23 protein-coding genes are annotated in these 20,739 nt (G+C 44.8%); 16 read left to right on the plus strand and 7 right to left on the minus strand.

Annotated features, from left to right (window positions below):
* Positions 1-35 precede the first annotated feature (35 nt).
* Both R7R24_RS18735 and R7R24_RS18740 read left to right on the plus strand, forming a co-directional pair.
* A complete protein-coding gene (locus tag R7R24_RS18735) occupies positions 36-815 on the plus strand; it encodes a class I SAM-dependent methyltransferase (RefSeq protein ID WP_005379162.1) in 780 nt (259 codons plus the stop codon).
* 186 nt (positions 816-1,001) lie between these two features.
* Entirely contained in the window at positions 1,002-1,574 is a 573-nt protein-coding gene (locus R7R24_RS18740) for a hypothetical protein (protein ID WP_054579540.1), read from the plus strand.
* A 68-nt stretch (positions 1,575-1,642) separates the two neighbouring features.
* On the opposite strand, the gene R7R24_RS18745 is transcribed toward R7R24_RS18740, so the two are convergent.
* Both R7R24_RS18745 and uspA read right to left on the minus strand, forming a co-directional pair.
* On the minus strand, positions 1,643-2,521 hold the full coding sequence (locus tag R7R24_RS18745) for a carboxylate/amino acid/amine transporter (protein ID WP_025768287.1): 879 nt from the start codon (positions 2,519-2,521) through the stop codon (positions 1,643-1,645).
* 64 nt (positions 2,522-2,585) lie between these two features.
* Positions 2,586-3,011, minus strand: a complete 426-nt coding sequence (gene uspA, locus R7R24_RS18750) for a universal stress protein UspA (protein ID WP_005379165.1) — start codon at positions 3,009-3,011, stop codon at positions 2,586-2,588.
* Between the two features lie 282 nt (positions 3,012-3,293).
* Here uspA and ftnA point away from each other — a divergent pair, with 282 nt between their 5' ends.
* The 3 genes from ftnA (at position 3,294) to R7R24_RS18765 (ending at position 5,609) form a co-directional block, all read left to right on the plus strand.
* Positions 3,294-3,821 carry a non-heme ferritin gene (gene ftnA / locus R7R24_RS18755; protein WP_005379167.1) on the plus strand — a complete coding sequence of 176 codons (528 nt, stop codon included), beginning with the start codon at positions 3,294-3,296 and terminating at the stop codon, positions 3,819-3,821.
* Positions 3,822-3,912: 91 nt separating this feature from the next.
* Positions 3,913-4,236: a universal stress protein UspB gene (uspB, locus tag R7R24_RS18760; RefSeq protein ID WP_005379169.1), complete on the plus strand. Its 324-nt coding sequence runs from the start codon at positions 3,913-3,915 to the stop codon at positions 4,234-4,236.
* Between the two features lie 179 nt (positions 4,237-4,415).
* Positions 4,416-5,609, plus strand: coding sequence for an NAD(P)/FAD-dependent oxidoreductase (locus R7R24_RS18765; RefSeq protein ID WP_054579541.1), 1,194 nt, complete (start codon positions 4,416-4,418; stop codon positions 5,607-5,609).
* Between the two features lie 93 nt (positions 5,610-5,702).
* Here R7R24_RS18765 and R7R24_RS18770 read toward each other — a convergent pair whose 3' ends face one another.
* Positions 5,703-7,046 (minus strand): sigma-54 interaction domain-containing protein, encoded by a 1,344-nt coding sequence (locus R7R24_RS18770; protein ID WP_005382945.1) that lies wholly within the window; start codon positions 7,044-7,046, stop codon positions 5,703-5,705.
* Positions 7,047-7,482: 436 nt separating this feature from the next.
* On the opposite strand from R7R24_RS18770, the gene R7R24_RS18775 reads away from it, so the two are divergent.
* From R7R24_RS18775 to R7R24_RS18795, 5 genes are all read left to right on the plus strand, one after another.
* The gene (locus tag R7R24_RS18775) at positions 7,483-8,034 is read left to right on the plus strand and encodes a BON domain-containing protein (protein WP_005379174.1); all 552 of its coding nucleotides are present in this window, start codon (positions 7,483-7,485) and stop codon (positions 8,032-8,034) included.
* A gap of 45 nt (positions 8,035-8,079) precedes the next feature.
* The gene (locus R7R24_RS18780; protein WP_005379177.1) at positions 8,080-8,256 is read left to right on the plus strand and encodes a DUF1328 family protein; all 177 of its coding nucleotides are present in this window, start codon (positions 8,080-8,082) and stop codon (positions 8,254-8,256) included.
* Positions 8,257-8,264: 8 nt separating this feature from the next.
* Positions 8,265-8,462, plus strand: a complete 198-nt coding sequence (locus R7R24_RS18785; RefSeq protein WP_054579543.1) for a hypothetical protein — start codon at positions 8,265-8,267, stop codon at positions 8,460-8,462.
* A gap of 104 nt (positions 8,463-8,566) precedes the next feature.
* Positions 8,567-8,998 carry a hemerythrin domain-containing protein gene (locus R7R24_RS18790; RefSeq protein ID WP_005379185.1) on the plus strand — a complete coding sequence of 144 codons (432 nt, stop codon included), beginning with the start codon at positions 8,567-8,569 and terminating at the stop codon, positions 8,996-8,998.
* Between the two features lie 144 nt (positions 8,999-9,142).
* Positions 9,143-10,807: a diacylglycerol kinase family protein gene (locus R7R24_RS18795; protein WP_054579544.1), complete on the plus strand. Its 1,665-nt coding sequence runs from the start codon at positions 9,143-9,145 to the stop codon at positions 10,805-10,807.
* Between the two features lie 204 nt (positions 10,808-11,011).
* Here R7R24_RS18795 and R7R24_RS18800 read toward each other — a convergent pair whose 3' ends face one another.
* Positions 11,012-11,410 carry a hypothetical protein gene (locus tag R7R24_RS18800; RefSeq protein ID WP_005379193.1) on the minus strand — a complete coding sequence of 133 codons (399 nt, stop codon included), beginning with the start codon at positions 11,408-11,410 and terminating at the stop codon, positions 11,012-11,014.
* A gap of 148 nt (positions 11,411-11,558) precedes the next feature.
* Positions 11,559-11,996 carry a DUF2383 domain-containing protein gene (locus tag R7R24_RS18805; protein ID WP_005379194.1) on the minus strand — a complete coding sequence of 146 codons (438 nt, stop codon included), beginning with the start codon at positions 11,994-11,996 and terminating at the stop codon, positions 11,559-11,561.
* Positions 11,997-12,357: 361 nt separating this feature from the next.
* Here R7R24_RS18805 and R7R24_RS18810 point away from each other — a divergent pair, with 361 nt between their 5' ends.
* From R7R24_RS18810 to R7R24_RS18825, 4 genes are all read left to right on the plus strand, one after another.
* Positions 12,358-12,606: a hypothetical protein gene (locus R7R24_RS18810; protein ID WP_005379196.1), complete on the plus strand. Its 249-nt coding sequence runs from the start codon at positions 12,358-12,360 to the stop codon at positions 12,604-12,606.
* A 63-nt stretch (positions 12,607-12,669) separates the two neighbouring features.
* Positions 12,670-13,182 carry a hypothetical protein gene (locus R7R24_RS18815; protein ID WP_033905884.1) on the plus strand — a complete coding sequence of 171 codons (513 nt, stop codon included), beginning with the start codon at positions 12,670-12,672 and terminating at the stop codon, positions 13,180-13,182.
* Positions 13,172-13,498: a hypothetical protein gene (locus R7R24_RS18820; protein WP_005379200.1), complete on the plus strand. Its 327-nt coding sequence runs from the start codon at positions 13,172-13,174 to the stop codon at positions 13,496-13,498. The genes R7R24_RS18815 and R7R24_RS18820 overlap by 11 nt, the downstream gene beginning before the upstream one ends.
* A gap of 45 nt (positions 13,499-13,543) precedes the next feature.
* The gene (locus tag R7R24_RS18825; RefSeq protein WP_054579545.1) at positions 13,544-14,614 is read left to right on the plus strand and encodes an AI-2E family transporter; all 1,071 of its coding nucleotides are present in this window, start codon (positions 13,544-13,546) and stop codon (positions 14,612-14,614) included.
* Positions 14,615-14,632: 18 nt separating this feature from the next.
* On the opposite strand, the gene R7R24_RS18830 is transcribed toward R7R24_RS18825, so the two are convergent.
* Both R7R24_RS18830 and R7R24_RS18835 read right to left on the minus strand, forming a co-directional pair.
* Positions 14,633-17,080 (minus strand): EAL domain-containing protein, encoded by a 2,448-nt coding sequence (locus tag R7R24_RS18830; RefSeq protein WP_054579546.1) that lies wholly within the window; start codon positions 17,078-17,080, stop codon positions 14,633-14,635.
* A gap of 194 nt (positions 17,081-17,274) precedes the next feature.
* Positions 17,275-18,180 (minus strand): DMT family transporter, encoded by a 906-nt coding sequence (locus R7R24_RS18835; RefSeq protein WP_054579547.1) that lies wholly within the window; start codon positions 18,178-18,180, stop codon positions 17,275-17,277.
* Between the two features lie 168 nt (positions 18,181-18,348).
* Between R7R24_RS18835 and rmuC the strand changes: the two genes are divergently transcribed.
* Both rmuC and ubiE read left to right on the plus strand, forming a co-directional pair.
* Entirely contained in the window at positions 18,349-19,881 is a 1,533-nt protein-coding gene (gene rmuC / locus R7R24_RS18840) for a DNA recombination protein RmuC (protein ID WP_005379209.1), read from the plus strand.
* 77 nt (positions 19,882-19,958) lie between these two features.
* A complete protein-coding gene (ubiE, locus tag R7R24_RS18845) occupies positions 19,959-20,738 on the plus strand; it encodes a bifunctional demethylmenaquinone methyltransferase/2-methoxy-6-polyprenyl-1,4-benzoquinol methylase UbiE (protein WP_005379210.1) in 780 nt (259 codons plus the stop codon).
* The last annotated feature ends 1 nt before the right edge of the window (position 20,739 follow it).

Consider the following 20,739-nt stretch of genomic DNA (forward strand, 5'->3'; position numbering starts at 1 on the left):
GCGCCAGTTACCTCGATTTTTATTGGAGCCTCCTTTTGCAACTGCAATTGATCTGTGAAAACCCGTCTCAACAATCTCATCTTGATGAACTCGCTGCGCGTTGGCAGCTTTCACACACTGACGATAGCGATTTTGCTTTGGTGCTAACCACCGAGCGTTTGGAGCTACGTAAAGTGGATGAGCCAAAGCTGGGTGCAATCTTTGTGGATTTGATTGGTGGTGCGGTCGGTCATCGTCGCAAGTTCGGTGGTGGTAAAGGCCAGGCAATTGCGAAAGCTGCGGGGTTGAACAAAGGGGCAACGCCAACCGTGTTAGACGGCACGGCAGGTCTTGGTCGTGATGCGTTTGTGCTCGCCTCGCTAGGTTGTAAAGTGCAGATGGTCGAGCGTCATCCAGTCGTAGCGGCTTTGTTAGATGATGGCTTGGATCGAGCGAAACAAGACCCAGAAATCGGCACCTGGGTATCTGAGCGCATGTCGCTAATCCATGCTTCTAGCCATGATGCGCTGGAACAATTGGCGCAAGATAAAGACTTTGTCCAGCCAGATGTGGTGTATCTTGACCCGATGTATCCGCACCCAGAAAATAAAAAGAAGTCGGCGCTCGTGAAAAAAGAAATGCGCGTTTTCCAATCGTTGGTTGGCGCTGATTTGGACGCCGATGGCCTACTAGAACCAGCCATGGCGTTAGCCACAAAGCGTGTAGTAGTTAAACGCCCAGACTATGCTAACTGGCTGAACGAGAAAAAACCGACCATGGCGATTGAAACGAAAAAAAATCGCTTCGATGTCTACGTTAAAGCATCGATGGCATAACTTCCTGACGGCTCAACTTTTCTTGTCACAGTACGGTGTATCGTGCTGTGACTCAGCCTCTCTTTCCTCGTCTCTATTGATAGTTTTCTCTTGCTAATTCCCTTCCCTGACTGTATATCTAACTAAGAATTATTATTATTTCACTTGTTGTGATGCGGTCGATAACTGGGAAGCTGGAGTAGTAGAATGGCTAAACGTTTATGTAAAATGAGTCGCAAACAGATCGCGGCAGAACTTGGTGATATCCATCGTTTAGTTGTCGCACCAAAATTCGTTTGTCGTTCTTGCGCACGCTCTTCATCGGCCAAAGATACCCTTTGTAAGCCAGCCGCAATTCCTCCACAAAAATGCCAAGACAAGCCATTGAGTGAGCAACAAGCATGTGGCTTATTGGTTGAAGCTCTGCCATCACAAGCGATTCCAGTGACCACTAAACAAAGCAACGAAAAAGCCGCGATTGTGAAGCGTGTTGTTGAGCGTGTGAAAGAGAAAAAACAAGCCGAAAAATCTCTGGAGCCAGTAAGAGCCGACGCACCAGTATGGTTTGATTTAGCGGATAAAAAATCGCTCAAGAAAGCGAAAAAAGCACTGAAAAAGCACTATAAGCAGCAAAAGAAGTTGCTAAAAGTGGCGAAAAAACAACAAAAGTTACTTAAGCGTCAGCGCAAGATTGAAGCGCGCAATGCGAAACTAGAAGTGTTGCTGCCAACGCCACCTAATGCTTTGATGAACGCAATCTCACAAGCCAAAGTGCATTAATCAAACAAAAAACGCTCTCCAGTCGGAGAGCGTTTTTTATTGTCGAAATGTTTATAGGATTAGCTGCGTTACTTATTGGCGTAACTCATCTCTACGCGCTTTTTCACCCAAGTTTCGTTAATCCACAGCGATAGCATGATGATTGCACCACCAATGGCGAGTCGCATGACATCAACATCGCGGTTCCAAATCACAATGTTTACAATCAAGCCCGCCGGAACCAATGCATTGTTCATTACTGCCAGTGCCCCTGCGTTCACCATAGTCGCGCCTTTGTTCCAAGCAAAGTAACCAAAACCAGAAGCAATCAACCCAAGGTATGTCAGAATGCCCCATTGCGTTGTAGTGGTTGGTAATTTGTCTAGGTTACCCATGAGCGCGAAAGCCACGGTTGCTACACAAAGTGCACCTAAGTAGAAGTAGCCAAACACGGTGTGTTGTGGCAAATCGACGGGTTCACTCTCCATGATATATTTGTAGCCCACCTGACCGATGGCAAAGCAGAGGTTTGCTCCTTGTACGACCAAAAAGCCCAGTAGGAAATCTTCATTAATGCCTGCAAATTTAATCCAGGCGGCACCAAATACGGCTATTGCTGCGGTAACTAAGTACCAAGGTGAAAAGCGACCTTTCAAGAAGTCATAGATGAGCGTGACGTAAATGGGTGTGAATACGGTGAACAGCAATACTTCTGGCACGGAAAGAAGCAAAAAAGATTGGTAGTAGAAGCAATACATCAAACCGAGCTGGAAGCCACCGACGGTCATCAGTTTCGCGATTAGGGATTTGCTAACGCCACGGAATTTCAAAAAGGGAATGAAAACCAGGCTCGCCAGTGCCACGCGCATGAACACCGAGAACCAAGAATCAACCTGACCGGCGAGGTAAACGCCGATCAGGCTAAATGAGAATGCCCAAAGTAGGGTAACTGCGGATAGATAAGCCATGGATGAGAATCTTTATCAACAACAAATGTGCCCGCAGTCTAACCAAGTTTTATCGTTGCGCCAATCAGTCTTTTAGCGGTACGACCAGCATATCGACTGGTGAGCAGTTAATCAGCTGTCGAGTCGAAGATAGAATCTTGCTCCAGAAATCTTGGTGATGACCACAAACCACCAAATCGATACTGTAGTCTTGAATGGTATCGCACAGCTCATTACTCAAATCGCCACTACCGACTAAAGTATGGGCAATTGGGTATTGCGCATATTCAGCGAAGTTTGCCAATTGTGTGCGCGATGCTTCCATTGCTTGATGTTGCGCTTCTGCCATATTGATATCGATAAGCCCGGTGTAGAGTTCTGCGTAGTTCACGTCGATGTGAATAAAAGAGACTTTCGCATCCAGAGGTTTAGCCAGTGATACGGCTTTCTTAATCAACACTTTACTGTCGTCTGAAAGGTCGACTGCCACAAGTATGTGTTTGTAACTCATATTGCTATCTCCTTGTAAGGTCATAGTTTTAGATTAGCACCAACCCCAAAAAAAATTTGCTGAAGTGATCTCATATCGGTGCCGTAGGTACAAAGTCTTGTCTCAGTAATCATGTTATAGTGGCGTTATACCCAAGTGACTTTGATATGCTGAAATAAGCGTAGTGTTACTGACTAGAGTTGAAGTGAAACTTCGCCGTGTCTGCCGGACCAAGCTATTCTCGCAGCGTCACTTATTTCGAGGTTACTTGGGTATATTGCATGCACAATAATAGGAGTTAACATGCTGTCTCAAACTATGGTCGAACAATTGAATGAGCAAATTAACCTAGAATTTTTCTCATCCAATCTATACTTACAAATGAGTGCTTGGTGTGAAGACAAAGGTTTTGAAGGTGCGGCTGAATTTTTACGCGCTCACGCCGTAGAAGAAATGGAGCACATGCAACGCCTATTCACTTACGTGAGTGAAACTGGCTCAATGCCAATCTTAGGCGCTATTGATGCGCCAAAGCATGACTTTGCGAGCCTAGGTGACGTTTTCCGCGAGACATTTGAACATGAGCAAATGATCACGGAAAAAATCAACAAACTGGCGCACGTTGCATTTACTAGCCAAGACTACTCAACGTTTAACTTCCTACAGTGGTACGTGTCAGAACAGCACGAAGAAGAGAAGTTGTTTAAAGGGATTTTAGATAAGATCGAACTGGTAGGTGAAGACGGTAAAGCGTTGTTCTTCATTGACAAAGATCTAGCACAAATGGCGAAAGAAGGTTCATCTTCAATCATGGATGCTCCAGCTGCGTAAACGCGTTTTGGGACGTTGTAAGTAGCGGGTAAAGACGAAGTGTTGATCGTCTTTTTCTCTTGAGCATTGTTGAAGATGTAGGGAGGAAAAGATGATCAGTGGAGACACAATCTTATTTGCGCTAATGGTGGTAACTGGAGTTAATATGGTCCGGTATCTCACCGCTCTTCGTTCTCTAATTTATATCATGCGTGAAGCGCATCCGCTGTTATATCAGCAAGTTGATGGTAATGGTTTTTTTACCACTCATGGAAATGTCACCAAGCAGGTGAGGTTGTATCACTACATTAAAAGTAAAGAATATCATCATCACCACGATGAAATTTTTACTGGTAAGTGTGAAAGAGTGCGTGAATTGTTTGTTCTATCGACCGCGTTGCTCGGCGTGACGCTACTTGCGGCCTTCATTCTCTAAGAGTCAATAATCCAGAAGTTGTTCTGTCTGAGATTTTGCGGACATACAGAGCGCTTAGAGTTTAAGCGCTTTTCCCTTTCGGTATTTGTCGGTAGAATGTCGCGCCTAGAAAGCAAGGATGTGCAATGTGCACATCCTTTTTTATTTTGATTCGATACCAATCAGTCTAAGAGCTACCGATGAGTAAGAAATTTGATGTTGTTGTAATTGGCGCAGGCGCAGCAGGTTTAATGTGTGCTGCAGAAGCAGGCAAGCGAGGCCGCCGTGTTTTGGTGCTCGATCATGCTAAAAAGCCAGGACGTAAAATCCTTATCTCGGGCGGTGGTCGTTGTAACTTCACTAACTACGACGTTTCAGCTAATCACTATTTGTGTCAAAACCCGCACTTTGTTAAGTCGGCGCTCTCCCAATACACTAACTGGGATTTCATCTCGATGGTGTGTAAACATGGCATTGAGTTCGAAGAGCGTGATCACGGCCAGTTGTTTTGTGTCGATGCATTTACGGCCAAAGATATCGTGAAGATGTTGTTAGCTGAGTGTGACATGCCGAACATCGAGCAGCGTTACCAATGCGATGTTCATTCGATTGAAAAAATTGATGAAGGCTTTCGTTTGCATGCTGGTACTGAGATTGTCGAATGTGAGTCTTTAGTTATCGCAACAGGTGGCTTGTCGATGCCAAAACTGGGAGCGACACCATTTGGTTATAAAGTCGCGGAACAATTTGGTCTTCGAGTTATCACAACCACGGCAGGGCTTGTACCATTTACTCTGCATAAAGAAGACAAAGAAGACTTTGCTGAGTTATCTGGTATCGCGGTACCTGCGGAAATTACGGCTGAAGATGGCACCATGTTCAAAGAAGCCCTGTTGTTCACACATCGTGGGTTATCTGGTCCAGCAGTGTTACAGATTTCTTCATTCTGGCGGGCCGGACAAAAGGTGTTGATCAATCTTGTGCCAAACGATGATGTTGCTGAGTTATTAGAACGCAGTCGTGAGAAGCATCCAAATCAGTCACTCAAGAATACGCTTGCCAAAGTGCTGCCTAAGCGTCTGGTTGAAGTCTTAATTGAACGTAAAGAGCTAGTCGATAAACCGCTAAAACAGTTCAATCAAAAGGAGCTTGCGGCGATTGTGGAGCGTCTAGAGCATTGGGATATCGCCCCGAATGGCACTGAAGGCTACCGAACTGCGGAAGTGACACTCGGCGGTGTCGATACTGATCACTTATCCTCGAAAACCATGGAATGCAAAGACATTAAAGGGCTTTATTTTATTGGTGAAGTGATGGATGTGACTGGTTGGCTAGGGGGCTACAATTTTCAGTGGTGTTGGTCGAGCGGCTTTGTTGCGGGGCAGTGGGTTTAATCAAACACCAAACGCAGCCTAACTGCATAAAAGATAAGATACAAAAAGAGCACTGAATAAAAGTCAGTGCTCTTTTTGTATTCCCATAGCGAGTTACTCGTCTTGATACTTTTCGAGTTTGTTATAGAGCGTTTTCACGCTAATGCCTAACTCCTGCGCTGATTCCGTTTTATTGCCTTGATTCTCTTCAAGGGTATTGAGAATGGCGGCTTTTTCTAGCTCTTCTAGCGAAACGCCCGCCGGAACAAGGTCTTCGATGCTGGTGCCTGTTTCCAATGGTGGTGTGTCGAAGATAAGGTGTTCATCTCGGATGGTGTCATCAGCCAAAATAAATGCACGCTCGATCGTGTGTTTGAGCTCACGGACATTACCTGGCCAGTCGTGTGCAGCGATTTTTTGGATCGCAGAGTCAAGAATCGTTTTGGTTTTTGCCTCATTGGCGTTGCGGTGCGCAATAAAGTGCTTGGCCAGACCTACGATATCACCGCCTCGTTCTCGCAGTGGCGGTATCGTTAATGGGAAATGCGATAAGCGGAAAAACAGATCTTCACGCAGGAACTGCTCCTCAATGGCGATTTTAGGATCACGGTTTGTAGCAGCAATGATGCGAGTATTAGCGATATGAACTGTATTACTGCCAACTGGGCGATACTCTCCGGTTTCTAGCACCCGCAATAGCTTCACTTGATGCTCGATAGGCATCTCGGTGATTTCATCTAAAAATAGGGTGCCGCCCTCTGCCTGCTTAAATACACCTTGGTGAGTTTTATTTGCTCCGGTAAAAGCGCCTTTCTCATGGCCAAACAGTTCACTATCAACCAATTCAGGGCTAATGGCACCACAGTTAATCGCTATAAAGGGCTGTTGTTTACGCTCACTCGCTAAGTGGATGGTCTGCGCCACCAGTTCTTTGCCTGATCCACTTTCACCGACAATAAGGACGTTGGCTTCTGTTTTAGCAACGCGCCTGATCATACGATAGAGCTGATGCATCGGAGAGGAAGAGCCGACCAAAAGACCAAATTGGTCAAGATCGCTAGTGGACACTTTACGCCCTTGATCTTGTTTGTGTTGATAGTATTGGCTGACTTCGCTCAGGGTGTCCGTCAGAATGGCAATATCAACGGGCTTTCTGTAGTGAAAAATAGCACCCAAGTTCATCAGCTTATCCAAGTTCTCGTTTGGAGCGCCTGAGCTAATGATGATCAAGTCCATATCGTAGATGTCTTCGATATTAGAAAGACGTTGATAATCTGCACTAGTAAAGTGGGCGACTTCAACAATCGCAACTTCCGGTTTGAGTTGTAGGAAATCTTCAATCCATTGGTCTGCGGCATCGATGTCATGCAGACGAAATTTGTTCAGTTCCTGGCAAGAAGCGATGGCATTTTTAAGTGATGGATCTTGTATTCTTAGAAACAGGCTTGGCATCGACATAGAAATGTCCTCTTTACTATGACAGAAACAATGTACGTGGATTATTCTCACTTCACAAGACAAAATATTGTCAGCATAGATTTAAGGATTTGTTCGATATTTTTATGTTGTTAGCCCCTTTTTGATATATATCGGTGAGAGCCATCAGTAGATATTTCCTTTTGTTCTGATTTTTTTATTTAAAATAATAATTTTGCTATTAATTGATTCTGGAGAAATAGCCTTTCTGTTTTATCAGGTTATTTAGGCACAAGTGACGGAGGCTTTATCACCGATTAAAAATTACATTTATTACGTGTAAATAATTCATGCTTATACTTTATTGCTCATCTCATTTTTACCTCTTTCCTTTATTAGTCACTTAAAAACAATGAGTTATAAAGTTGGCACATGGTTTGCTTCTAGGGAAGTGCAACGTCAATAAAGGAGAATTACCATGAATAACATCGCAGCTAAAATTGTACTTACGTCAGTTCTTGCTACTTCATCTACAGCAGTCTTAGCGAGTGATAAATGGGAAAAAGAATCCATGGACGCTTGGCTAGATGGTAAAGCTGAAACCACACTACTGCTAAACAGTAATCTCAACTCTTTTGATATCAATACCGATGTTGAGAATCAGGTCGTTACCCTTTCTGGTTCGGTAAACAATGATCTTGAAAAATCACTTGCCGAAGAGCTTGTGACTGGTCTTGATGGTGTGAAAAAAGTAAACAACGAATTGTCAGTAGTGAATGAAGGCAAGAAAGAAACTGATTCAGAAGCTTTAGCTACACTGACCGATTCTAAAATCACGACTATAGTTAAAACGCGCCTACTAATGGATACCAATGTGAGTGGTACGGATATTGATGTAACGACGGAACGCAAAACGGTAACGTTGGCAGGTAAAGTTAATTCAGATGCGGAGCATGATCTTGCAATTTCAATTGCAAATAACACCAATGACGTAAATAAGGTGATTGATAAGCTAGAAGTGGTTCAATAATAGCGAGCCGAGTGATTTAACCCACTTTTATTAGGAGGTAACACTATGGTTCGTTGGATGTTTATTTTTCTGGCACTGGCACTAATTTCTGCACTATTAGGCTTTACCGGTATTGCAGGAGCTGCTGCCTCTATCGCGCAAGTGATATTTTACCTATTCCTATTGTCATTAATTGTATCAATAGTGATTGTTCTGCTGGGAAGAAAAAACGTAAATAGATAGGAGATTTCATGCGACTTACGTCATTTATTTACCGTATCGCCGCAGTATTCGGTTTGGTGTTTGCGTTGGCAGCTTGTAGTGAAGAAGGGCCAATGGAACAGGCCGGCAAAAAGATAGATGAAGCCGCCAAAGAAACCCAAAATGCGATTGAAGATGAATGTGAAAACATTAAAGAAAATCTAAACGCTGAAGACCAAGACTGTTAGCCGAATCAGGTTAGGTTTTTTACGCATAGCTATGTAAGAGAGGGGCGGTCAATCACCGCCCTTCCTTTTGTCCCAATTGTTTACAATCAGATAAGGAGTCAAAGATGAAAAACATATTTGATGTACTGAAAGAGAGTCATGAAAAGCAGCGCCTTTTACTCGATGCTCTGATGGAAACGTCTGGAGATTCCCCCGCTCGTGAAGAGTTTTACCACAACCTTAAAGAGGAACTCGAACAGCACGCAGCGGCAGAAGAGCGATTTTTCTACGCGCCTTTAATAGATAGCGATAAGACCATTGATCTCACTCGCCATGGCATCGCAGAGCATCATGAAATTGATAAAGTGATTGCACAGCTTGATGCAACCGATATGAGCTCGCCAGCGTGGCTCAACCTAATGAAAACCTTGCGTCACAAAGTGTTGCACCATCTTGAGGAAGAAGAGCAGCGTTTCTTCCAGTTAGCCGGTAAGGTAATGACCGATAAGCAGAAAATGAAACTAGCGGATGGTTATGTTGAAGAGATGGCAAGCTAGGTAGAGTGTTGGACCTTTTCGTGCCATTTCGGCACGGGAAGGCACTCAATCAAGGCGTTTACTCAAGTTCATGTATCCAAGCTCAATCCCCCGCGTATTCTAACTTCCACTAAAAAGTGCACTCGCTGAAGGCAAGGAGAGCGAATGTTTATCATCAAATATTATATTCTTGGCGCTCTGATCAGTTTATTGGCCGCTATCTATACGCCTCAAATTATCGTTAGTCTGCTGTTCTTGTGGATATCTCTTTCTTTAGCGTTGGTCAGCGTAGCCTACGTATTCGACATTCCCTCTATTTTTAGAAAAAACCAAGATGGCAAGATTGTCAGATGGATTCGCTGGGCATTCATCCCATTTTTATTGGGGGCTAAAGCATATAACGCCTGGGAAAGACGGCGTGATACAGTGCCTCCAATCCAAAAAGTCAGCGACAATTTATACCTATCTCGCCGTTTGTTTCAGAGTGACTTAGATTTTCTCGAATCCAATGAGATCTCTTGTATTGTCGATGTCACCGCAGAATTTGCAGGTCTTGAAAGTGCGATGACCGACAAGCAGTTTCATTACCTTTCGATTCCGGTACTCGACCACAAAGCCCCGACGCTAGAGCGTCTTCGCCATGCGATTAACTGGATTGATACTCAAATCTCGTGCTCGCGGGCCGTGGTTGTGCATTGTGCGTTAGGGCGTGGTCGTTCAGTGTTTGTTGTGGCGGCGTATTTACTGAGCAAAGACCCGTCACTGACGGTTGAATCCGTGATGAAAAAAATCAATGACGTACGTAGTACCGCGAGATTGAATAAATTACAGATTAGGACGTTACGAGCGATCAGTGAAAAAGGCGTACTGGGGCTGGATCAATCCACTTGGATGGTGGTTAACCCTGTTGCAGGTGGCGGCAAATGGGAGGAAAACGAACAGCACTTGATTCGTGAGCTAACCAAAAAATATCGCTTGAGTATTCATCAAACCACCACAAACCTCAGCGCCGAGCAGCTAACACAACAGGCAAAAGAAAGTGGAGCTAAGCAAATCATCGTAGCTGGTGGCGATGGCACAGTAACAGAGGTGGCTAGCCAATTGGTGGATACCGACCTAAAACTCGGTATTGTTCCGCTCGGAACTGCCAATGCGTTATGTCATGTGCTCTATGGCGTTGGCGCCAAATTCTCACCGGTCGAAAAAGCGTGTGAAGCGTTGCTTGGCGGACACTGCCAACGTATTGATACTGCGGAATGTAATCAGCGGCTTATTTTGTTGGTCTTAGGCATTGGGCTAGAACAGAAAATGATCGAGCACGCTCAGCGAGAAGAGAAAAATGTTTTTGGACAACTCGCTTACCTCACCGGCTTTTTTAATGCTGTAGTGGCGGAAGAAACGCAAGCTTTAACCGTATCGTTAGACGCTCCAACTGAAGATGGAAACCACGACAAGAATACACAAACGCTTGAAGTCCATAGTTTTGTCGTTGCGAATATCGCTCCATTTAGTACGTTGCTTGCCCAAGGTGGTGATGCGCCGCAGCCTGATGATGGCAAGCTGCATATCACATATTTAGATAACACCGAGTCTTTAGGCGGACGTCTTATCGCCTTGTCGGATCTGACATTAACGAGCGTAGGCGCACAGGAAGAATCGACACATTTTCAATACGCGACGGCTCAGAGTGTCACTATTTCTGCGAATAAGCCGATTGAGTATGTGATTGATGGTGAACTGTATTCTGATGAGCAACTGGCAATCAAGCTGCGTCCAAAGTCATTGAACGTATTTGTTCCAGGCCAGAGACGTAAATCATCTTCGCTTTAACACTGTAATCCGCGGATAACGCGCCATTTGCTTCGTATTCTACATGGCGCTTTTTCTGTGTTGTTTGATGATTTGGTGTGCGTCGTAAAAAGGCTATCAAGGTCGCTGCGTAGTAGATGCAGCGGCTTTTTTTCTATCTGCACCTTTTACTAGGTTGATTGGGGATGTGGTTTAAACAAAGTGAAGAAAGAAGGGCGAGTATAATTACTCACCCTGAGGTAAGTGCTTTTCAATTTCATCGTTTTCAACTTGTAAAGCAGCTAACCAATAAGAAACAAGTGCGGTTAAGTTGGTGTCGTCAATGGCTCTAAGCAGGGCTTTTAAATCATCTAACAGTAATTTATTCATAAAATGCATTTCTTTGTAATTACCTAGCTCGGCAACGCCGTATTCGGTGGCATTTTCTGCAATGAATTGTTCACCGTCTTGATCGAAGAACAGCTTCGCCATCTTTTTGATCATCACTTTTTCTATTTTCACGAATCGATATGCCGCTCTTGCGAGTGTCATATGTGATTGCGGGTTAACGAGAGGCAAACACGTTTGGCGATGGTGTGTCATTTTTACGAGTAGCTCCCTTACTCGATTGTTATCCAATGTCATAGTGACCTCTTTATTTATGACTATTGTCGTGGGACATTTCTCGTGATGGTTATGTTAATGCGCCTGTGGGCTTGTCAGAAATGGCCAAAGCAAGTTGGCCATTTCTTTGCTCAATACCGAGCTTTGTTGCAAAGGCGACCACCAGGTTTTAGCTAATAAGGCTGATGCTGCTAAGTTTTTCTTTGCAGCTTTTTATATCGCTACGAACTTTCAGCAGAACCGAGTTATCCGCCTGCTCTGGGTGGGAAGTAATCAAATTCTCAATCTCTTTGAGTACCTTGCTTTCGACACCTTCAAGCTGTTCTAAATACATTGACTCTTTGTCAGAGGACACTTCCTTCATCACGTCGCTGTAAACCTCACGCGCCTTGATGGTGTAGGAAACCGGAGTGTCGTCGGCAGATTCTTCATTGTTACTTGCTAGAGAGTAGGGAGTGAGCTCAATGACTGCACGCTCACGTACTCTGAGCAGTTCTACCAACACATTATTCAAAGAAGTGTTGTCGATGTTCTCGATGGCCTTGTTGTAAATTTCATTTCCGCTTTCGATAAGCTCAATGATTGAGGCGATGTTTTCATTTTTCATATGCCACTCCTTATTTACTGGTGATAGGGGTGTTTGAGCGTATGGAATACAAACACGATGTTTCGTCTTCAGTTGCAGGTTGTATGCCAATGAACTTTAAGTCTTATTAATCAGTGGCTTAATATCTTGTTTTGCAATAACTTGCTAACAGTCGGTAAGGCGCTAAGAAAAAATTACAAGAATGGCGGGGAAAGCCTGGAAAGAATTACACGTACAGATACGGCTTTTTATCGAAACAAAAATAAAACCAATAAAAAACAATACCTTAAAATTCTGGCATGGATATGGCTTTGTAGGGAGTAAGTGAGGTCAAACATTGTTTCACTTGATTCACTACTCAACTCATTAATGGAGGCTAGTTATGGCTACTACAAAAGAAAGCACAGTAAAACCTCAAGAGCAGTTAGAAGAAGCATATCACTTAGCGGAGCAAGCCACGACGGAAGCTGTTGGCGCGATGAAAGACCAAGCCAAAGAGAAGCTGGATGTCGGTGCACAGCAAGTTCAGCAGGCGACCAAGTCGGCAGAAAATGTAATCAAGGAGCGCCCATTGCTGAGCATAGGCTGTGCCTTCCTTGCTGGTTGGGCGGTTTCGAAGCTGATCAAATAGAAGCTGATCAAATAATAGTGGTCACCAAGGATTAAGCCACACAACAGAAAGGCGAGGCTTCACATGAATAACTCAGGGCAAGTTACCAATCAGCAATCAGGCTCGGCGGCTTCAGACAGCGGCCGAGCCCCTGATGGGGCAGAAGAACAGGATATCCAACAAACCATTAATGGTTTGAGCAGCATTCTTGCGCAATTGGACCAACTGACGAAATCGCTAAAAGTATGGTCAGGTTCAACGTTGGATTTGTTCCTCTTGGAGATGAAAGTTAACGTGTCCGCAGTGCGTCAGATTTTGCTGTGTACCGTTGTTTTTACTCTATTGTCGGTATTGTTCGTATTCAGTTTGTGCCTAGCCTCTGGGGTGGTGGCTTATCAGTTAACTGCCAACGTGTATGTTGCCGTGGGTGTATTTATCACATCATTAGGCTTGGCATTATTTGCTTTAGCCTGGTGGCAGAAGCGTTTAGTTGGATTTCTTGGATTCAAAAATACGACAGAACAATTACAGGAGGGGTGGGATGCGCTCGCTACAAAAGCTCAATCGAGCCATGCGGATCAAGCGGATGGAAGGTAAAGCGTCTCTAGAGCAATGCTGTTTGTCGATGGAAATGTTCACGTTTACCACCAAGAAGTTTGTGAGAGAAAACCCTTGGACGACATTAGGCATTAGTGCTGTCGTTGCCGTTACCGCTGCAAAAGCAGGTCGATTGTCTCGACTGACTTCTTCTATTTCGTCAATGGGGCTATTGGTTAGCAGCGTGTCTGATATTACCGATTCGCTCACAAAGCCGGTCGCGGCAGCTTCTCTGGATGAGTCAGATGCGGAGCAAAATGGAAATGCAGCAACACAAGTAAGCAACGCTGCGACGACAGAGGGCGAACCACTCTAATAGCGGATTTCACCGCAAAATTTTCTTACCGATTCTGAGCTTATTATGACAGCGAAATTGAACATTCCTGCCAACACTGCGATTGGTGCAACGCTTCTCGTCCTGTTACTCGTCCCAGGGCTGTATTTTGCCAAGCCAATATTGTTACCTATTGTGCTTAGCACCTTTATTTCTCTGCTGTGCAGCCCTTTCATTAATTATCTTGAAGACAAAGGCTTACCACGTGCTATTACCGTCGTGTTGACGCTGTCATTCCTCGTTGGCGCTTCAATTATTGGTCTTGCCGCCATGTCGGAGCCCGCCAAGCAATGGTGGTCTGAGCTGCCCAGTATCGTGAAAAATGTGTCGCAAGAAGTAAGCGAAGTTACTAAAGTTTCGGCTGATCACCTTAATACTCCATTGAATATCGCCAACGATATGAGTATGGATGAGGTCGGGAACAACACCGTATTTTCTTTGGTAAAAACGCTCGCGACCACTACGCCGACGATTTTGACACAAGCGATGATCGTGCTGTTTATGGTTTACTTTATGCTCAATCATGGACGAAGCTTATTTCGAAAGTCAGTGTCTTACCTACATGGGTTCGCCAAACAGCGCCAAGCGATTGAGTTGGTCAAAGCGCTACAGAAAGACCTATCTCGATACATTGGCACCATCACTTTAGTGAATGCGGGGCTGGGGTTGAGTGTTGGGGCCGTGTTTTTTGTTCTAGGCCTTGAAGATCCATTTCTATGGGGCGCATTTGCAGGCGTGATGAATTTTGCGCCGTACCTCGGCCCTGTCATATCCATGGTGAGCTTTGGCTTTGTTGCTTATCTTCAGTTGGAGTCGGTCAGTTTTATGCTGACGTTGGTGTCTATCTATTTACTGCTCAATTTGATTGAAAGTCAGTTTGTTACACCAACACTATTGGGGAAAAGGTTTAACTTAAACCCGTTAGTGATTTTTGTTTGGCTTGTTTTTTGGGGCTGGCTTTGGGGCGGAATGGGACTATTGATCGGTGTGCCGTTGCTGGTTTGTATCAATATTTTGGTTGATCGTCTAGAGCTATGCCAATCAACCCAAAATCAAGCAAAACAAATCACCTCCGCGGACGTGGCACCGCGAGAGTGACTTGAGGATCAAGCTGGTTCAACGAAACAGTTTTTCAGCGCTCACTGGCTGACTAAACAAATATCCCTGACCATAAATACAGCCTTTTTCGAATAAATAATCGGCTTGTTCCCGAGTTTCTATCCCTTCCGCGACGACTTTCAACGACAGCGTTTTTCCCATGGCAATAATGGCATTCACAATCGCGTTGCTGTCGCTATTACTTGGGACATCACTGACAAATGAGCGGTCAATTTTCAGTTTGTTGATTGGCAAACCTTTCAAGTAAGACAAAGACGAATAGCCAGTTCCAAAGTCATCCAGAGAAATCTCAATACCCAGCTCTCGTAATTGATTTAACGATGCAATGGCTTGTTGAGGGTCGATCAGTAAAAAGCTCTCTGTGATCTCCAAATCTAACCGTTGGGCAGGGTATCCGGTGTTATCGAGGATAGTACTTAATCGCTGAATGAAATTTGACTGCTGAAGCTGCAACGCAGAAACATTGACGGCGATTTTGCCAAACTCGATGCCCTGGTCTAGCCAAGCATTACCTTGCAAACAAGCTTGTTGTAACACCCACTCACCAATGCTTTGAATCAGCCCTGTTTTTTCTGCAATTGGAATAAAGTCTGCTGGTGGTACAAGGCCAAACTCTGGATGCTGCCAGCGTAATAAAGCTTCCACGCCGACAATCGTATTTTGTTCCAAGTTGTATTGCGGTTGGAATTCTAACCGGAGTTGTTGTTTTTCTATTGCTTGATGCAAAGCGGATTGAATGCGTACATGGGATACGGATTTATCGGTCAAATCCGGTGAGTAAAACGCGTAGCCGTTGCGTCCATTTTTCTTCGCTAAGTACATCGCAGTGTCTGCGTTTTTCAGTAAGGTTTCACTGTCTTGACCGTCTCTTGGGTACAAGGCAATACCAATACTGGTCGAGACACGAAGTGAGTCGTGGTTTGCCAAGTCGAATGGTTGCTGGAATACGCTTAGAATATCGCCGACGGTTTCCAGTAAGGCAACATCACTATGGATGTCTGGCAAAATAATCACAAATTCATCGCCGCCAATACGAGCCACATGCGCATTGAGGTGAAGCACATCTTGCAGACGAATCGCTAACTTAGACAGCAATTGGTCACCACAGAAGTGGCCCATACTATCGTTGATGTGTTTGAAATGGTCGATATCTAAGAATAGGGTGGCAAACGTCTGCTGGCTTTTGTGTCCGGTTTCGATGTGTTGTTCGAGTAAGCTGAGTAAATGGGTGCGATTAGGTAGATTGGTTAATGGATCGTAAAAAGCCATGCGCTGCAGCTTTTCTTCGTGTGCCTTACGCACAGAGATATCTTCAAACACACAAATGTAGTTAATAAGGTGGTTTTTATCGTCCATTACGGCGCTAATGGTCGCTAATTGCGGATAAATGCTGCCATCTTTCTTTCTGTTGATGAATTCGCCTTTCCATTGGCCTTTGTTTTCGAGTTGATGCCACAACTGTTGATAGAAACCTTGATCATGATGGCCTGAACGCAGAATTCGTGGGTTTTTTCCTATCACCTCTTCAGAGCGGTAACCTGTAATTTGGGTAAAAGCCGTGTTTACATCAATGATGTTGGCATTGCGGTCTGTAATGACCATGCCTTCTTGCGAATTGTTGAAAATTTGGGACGCTAAGGAGAGCTGCGTTTCTACCATTTTTCGGCGGGTGATGTTACGTGTCATCCCCAGAATGCCGATTAAGTTTCCCGCATGATCACGGACAGGAGACTTAATGGTTTCTAGCCAAGTGGGGTTATTGTTTTCATCAATTTGACGGCATTCTTCAACAATATTTTGCGTGCCCGTGGCTACCACCAATTTATCGGCATCAATGAATTTTTCCGCACGTTCATGGCTAAACAGAGCAAAATCGTCTTTTCCAATGATTTCACTGTTGGTTTTTTGCCACGCATTTTCTACGCTTCGGTTGGTCATCGAATAAAGACCATCCATGCCTTTTATCCATACGTGGTCTTCAAGGCAGTCGATAAACTCTTGTAGTGTTGGTGTTGGCTTTATTTCCGCGCTTTGATGTCGCGTTTGTTCTTGCTGACAGTGCAAGTTGATATCAAAGCTGATCCGCCCCGCCATTGCGCTTAGCCATGCCGAAACAACCGTTGATTGATCATTAGGGTGAGTCAGTGTCAGTACGGCAAGCAATTCGCCATTAGGTAGCCAAATCGGTCCTATGCTCAAGGTTTGCTCTTCAAAAGGGGTATGGCTAACTGTAAAATCTGTCGGCGTAAAGTGATCGACAACTTGCGTTATCACATCGACGATAGCACGATGATTTTGGGTTGAGGTGGACACCTCAGTCGATAGCCACTGCTGAGTATCGCTCAGAGTATAAAGCTGTCCCTGAGCTTGAGTTACATTACAGCATTGTCGCAGAACGTGTTGCCAGTCTGCCATCAAAGGCGAAGGAATAGCGAAGCGAAACATAATTAATAACGAGTCCTAAATCGCCCAAAAGTAATTATATTAGAATCTAGCGTAAGCTATTGGGCTTTGTGAGTATCGTATCCAACGCGTAGCTAAATCCTAGCAGCGTAAAGTGCTTTCTATCATTAAAATGTTATCTATATCTCTTTTTTATCCAACTTATTGCATCGTTTTTTAGGGCTTTGGATAGGTGATTAAGAAGCGTTTACCGCTTTGGTTTTCTTGCCCCATGAGACTTGCTGAATGACTAAGCCACTGATGATCAATACCAGGCCAATCAAGGTTGAAGGGTGAATTTCTTCGCCGATGATGGTAGCTAACAACATGAGTGAGATAAATGGAGAAGCAAAGATCAGATTACTGATACGCGCGGTGTTTTGCGTTGATTTGAGTGCGCTCAGCCACAAAACGAAAGTGATCCCCATTTCAAACAGTCCGACATACGTCACCGCTGCCCAGCCTTTAGCTGAGATCATCTGCCAGTCAGCACCTTCATAAAGACTTAAACCAATGGCGAATGGAATAGCGACCAAAAAGCCGAGCAGAACGCCAACCACAGGGTCGGCCTTATTTTTGGTATTTAAAATCCAGTAACCGGCCCACAGCAGCGTTGATAGCAGCGCAAGACCAACACCCAACGGGCTCTCAAATTCCATGCCTAAAAGATTGCCTTGTGTGGCAATCACAATCACGCCTACATAGCTAAAACCGCAAGCGAGCCAATCTTTAGCTCGGATCTTCTGCCCTAAGAAAACAGCAGCCATTAGCGTCAAGGTAATGGCCCAGCTGTAGTTGATCGCTTGAGCCTGAGATGCGGGCAGCAAGTCATATGCTTTGAACAGAATAACGTAATACGCCAAAGGGTTAATCAACCCAAGCAGTAGGTAATACCAAGGGTTTGAGAAAAATGTAGCGCTTAACTGGCCCAGTTTACCTTGCACACCACAGATTACTGTTAGTGCAATCGCAGAGACGATGCTGGCAATGCATAGCATTTGAATCGGCGTAAATTCTGCCAGCGTGAGTTTAAATGCGGTTGCAACGGTAGACCAAAGTAATACTGCTGAGAGCCCAAATCCTAGGGCGCGACGCTCGTTCATGATGCCTCTGCGTGATGATGTGCCGCTCGGTTTGGATAATTTGAGCGGAAGAAAGAATATTATAGGAAGGCCTAGTGTATGCGAGGATTTTTCATCCAACAAACTGGACATTTATCCAGTGTCTAAATACCATTGTTATAGATACAAAACATAGGCTAACTCGCTATTATGCAATGGATTCTTGAGTACCAATCTCTCATTCTCTCTTCTCTTTGTGCTGCCACGCTTAGTGGTGTCGCTGCCGGTTGGTGGGTGAAACAGCGTTTTATCACCCAAACTCAGCTTCTCGAGCAACAACTTGTTTCAGAAAAACAGCTTCATCAACAGCAACTTGAACAGGTCAAGCAAAGCCTTGCCGATGCTCAGCAAGAGTTGGATGAGTTAGATGATGAGCGCGATAAAGCCGCGTTTGAAGTGCGTCAAACGCACGGAAAGCTGATGGCAGCTATGGAAAAACTGCGTTACTTCGAGGCTGTAAAGCAAGAGCGCCAGCAATACTTTGATGAGCTTGGTCAAATGCGTGAACACAAATCACGTCTAGAAACGCAGCTGCGTGAACAGCAAGCTCGCCATGAGCAAATTAACCAAGCTAATGCCGAAAAACTGCAAATTTTAGAACAAGCGGAAGCACGCTTGAAACAACAATTTGAGCACTTGGCCAACCAATTGTTTGAAGAAAAAACCGCGAAGGTCGATTTGCAAAACCGTCAGAGTTTAGAAGGCTTGTTGTCACCGCTTAGAGAACAGTTAGAAGGGTTCAAAAAGCACGTTAATGACAGCTTTAGCCAAGAAGCTAAAGAGCGCCATACCTTAGTGCATGAGCTGAAAAACCTGCAACGTTTGAACGAGCAAATGACGCGCGAAGCGGTTAATTTGACCCAAGCGTTGAAAGGGGACAACAAACAGCAAGGTAACTGGGGCGAAGTGGTGCTCGCTAGGGTACTTGCCGAATCTGGCTTGCGTGAAGGGCACGAATATCAGACTCAGGTGAACTTACAAAATGAAGCAGGCAAGCGTTACCAACCTGATGTCATTGTGCATCTCCCACAAAACAAACAAGTGGTTGTGGATTCTAAAATGGCGCTGGTTGCCTATGAGCGCTACTTCAACGCCGAAACTGATGCTGAGCGCGATCAGGCTTTGAATGCGCACTTAGCTGCTCTACGTGCACATATCAAAGGGTTAAGCATGAAGGACTACCACAAACTCAAAGGTATTCAGAGTTTGGACTATGTTCTGATGTTTATCCCGGTTGAGCCGGCGTTCCAAGTCGCGATTCAAGCCGATCCGAGCTTGATTAAAGACGCGATGGAGCAAAACATCATTTTGGTGAGCCCAACAACGTTGCTGGTGGCATTGCGCACCATTGATAATCTATGGCGCAATGAACGCCAAAATGAAAACGCCAAAATGATTGCGCAGCGTGCGACAAAACTCTACGACAAATTACGATTGTTTGTAGACGACATGGAGGGGCTCGGCGGTGCGCTGGATAAGGCGAATCAAAGCTATCAAGGTGCGATGAACAAGCTTGCCACAGGGCGCGGAAATGTGATTCGCCAAGCCGAAAGCTTTAAACACTTGGGAGTTGAAATTAAACGACCGATTTCTTCCGACCTCGCGCAGTTAGCGCAGAGTGATGCATTTTCAGAAAATGACCCGTTAGTAGAAAGACATCCGGCTGAGGATAAAGTAAACTAATCGCCCGCAGTGCAGTGGGCGATTTTATTTGTCAACAAACGCCCCGTAGAGGAAAGCGCTGCCTAAGAGGAATTAGAATGACGGACACAAGTTTGCAATCCAATACAGCGTTAGAGAATGAAACCACTCACTTTGGTTTCTCTACAGTGGCAAAAGACGAAAAAGTGACTAAGGTTGCCGAAGTATTCCACTCCGTGGCAACAAAATACGACATCATGAATGACCTGATGTCTGGTGGTATTCACCGCCTTTGGAAGCGCTTCACTATCGATTGTAGTGGTGCTCGCCCTGGCCAACGTATTCTTGACCTAGGTGGTGGTACGGGTGATTTGACGGCGAAATTCTCGCGCATTGTTGGCGATGAAGGCCATGTCATCCTTGCCGATATCAATAACTCAATGCTTAACGTTGGTCGCGATAAACTGCGTGATAACGGTATTGTGGGTAACGTGCACTACGTTCAAGCCAACGCAGAAGAACTGCCGTTCCCAGATGATTATTTTGATGTCATCACCATCAGTTTTTGTTTGCGTAATGTGACTGACAAAGACAAAGCGCTTCGTTCAATGTTCCGCGTACTGAAGCCAGGCGGCCGTCTATTGGTGTTGGAATTTTCAAAACCAGTGCTAGAGCCGTTATCGAAAGTATACGACGCATATTCATTCCACTTGTTGCCGAGAATCGGTGAGCTAGTTGCGAATGACTCAGAGAGTTACCGCTACCTAGCGGAGTCAATCCGTATGCATCCAGACCAAGAAACGCTGGAAGGCATGATGCAAGACGCAGGTTTTGAAAACACCAAATACTACAACTTAACTGGTGGTATTGTGGCTTTGCATCGCGGTTATAAATTCTAAG

Source organism: Vibrio sp. 704 (assembly GCF_033339295.1).

Excerpts from the sequence above, each read along its gene's own strand:
- R7R24_RS18790 (WP_005379185.1), top strand. The coding sequence starts at position 8,567 with ATGAAAAACATATTTGATGTACTGAAAGAGAGTCATGAAAAGCAGCGC.
- R7R24_RS18795 (WP_054579544.1), top strand. The coding sequence starts at position 9,143 with ATGTTTATCATCAAATATTATATTCTTGGCGCTCTGATCAGTTTATTG.
- ubiE (WP_005379210.1), top strand. The coding sequence starts at position 19,959 with ATGACGGACACAAGTTTGCAATCCAATACAGCGTTAGAGAATGAAACC.
- R7R24_RS18830 (WP_054579546.1), bottom strand. The coding sequence starts at position 17,080 with ATGTTTCGCTTCGCTATTCCTTCGCCTTTGATGGCAGACTGGCAACAC.
- R7R24_RS18770 (WP_005382945.1), bottom strand. The coding sequence starts at position 7,046 with ATGTCGATGCCAAGCCTGTTTCTAAGAATACAAGATCCATCACTTAAA.
- R7R24_RS18800 (WP_005379193.1), bottom strand. The coding sequence starts at position 11,410 with ATGACATTGGATAACAATCGAGTAAGGGAGCTACTCGTAAAAATGACA.
- R7R24_RS18745 (WP_025768287.1), bottom strand. The coding sequence starts at position 2,521 with ATGGCTTATCTATCCGCAGTTACCCTACTTTGGGCATTCTCATTTAGC.
- R7R24_RS18825 (WP_054579545.1), top strand. The coding sequence starts at position 13,544 with ATGACAGCGAAATTGAACATTCCTGCCAACACTGCGATTGGTGCAACG.
- ftnA (WP_005379167.1), top strand. The coding sequence starts at position 3,294 with ATGCTGTCTCAAACTATGGTCGAACAATTGAATGAGCAAATTAACCTA.
- R7R24_RS18835 (WP_054579547.1), bottom strand. The coding sequence starts at position 18,180 with ATGAACGAGCGTCGCGCCCTAGGATTTGGGCTCTCAGCAGTATTACTT.
- R7R24_RS18780 (WP_005379177.1), top strand. The coding sequence starts at position 8,080 with ATGGTTCGTTGGATGTTTATTTTTCTGGCACTGGCACTAATTTCTGCA.
- R7R24_RS18810 (WP_005379196.1), top strand. The coding sequence starts at position 12,358 with ATGGCTACTACAAAAGAAAGCACAGTAAAACCTCAAGAGCAGTTAGAA.
- uspB (WP_005379169.1), top strand. The coding sequence starts at position 3,913 with ATGATCAGTGGAGACACAATCTTATTTGCGCTAATGGTGGTAACTGGA.
- R7R24_RS18765 (WP_054579541.1), top strand. The coding sequence starts at position 4,416 with ATGAGTAAGAAATTTGATGTTGTTGTAATTGGCGCAGGCGCAGCAGGT.
- R7R24_RS18815 (WP_033905884.1), top strand. The coding sequence starts at position 12,670 with ATGAATAACTCAGGGCAAGTTACCAATCAGCAATCAGGCTCGGCGGCT.
- R7R24_RS18805 (WP_005379194.1), bottom strand. The coding sequence starts at position 11,996 with ATGAAAAATGAAAACATCGCCTCAATCATTGAGCTTATCGAAAGCGGA.
- uspA (WP_005379165.1), bottom strand. The coding sequence starts at position 3,011 with ATGAGTTACAAACACATACTTGTGGCAGTCGACCTTTCAGACGACAGT.
- rmuC (WP_005379209.1), top strand. The coding sequence starts at position 18,349 with ATGCAATGGATTCTTGAGTACCAATCTCTCATTCTCTCTTCTCTTTGT.
- R7R24_RS18820 (WP_005379200.1), top strand. The coding sequence starts at position 13,172 with ATGGAAGGTAAAGCGTCTCTAGAGCAATGCTGTTTGTCGATGGAAATG.
- R7R24_RS18775 (WP_005379174.1), top strand. The coding sequence starts at position 7,483 with ATGAATAACATCGCAGCTAAAATTGTACTTACGTCAGTTCTTGCTACT.
- R7R24_RS18785 (WP_054579543.1), top strand. The coding sequence starts at position 8,265 with ATGCGACTTACGTCATTTATTTACCGTATCGCCGCAGTATTCGGTTTG.
- R7R24_RS18740 (WP_054579540.1), top strand. The coding sequence starts at position 1,002 with ATGGCTAAACGTTTATGTAAAATGAGTCGCAAACAGATCGCGGCAGAA.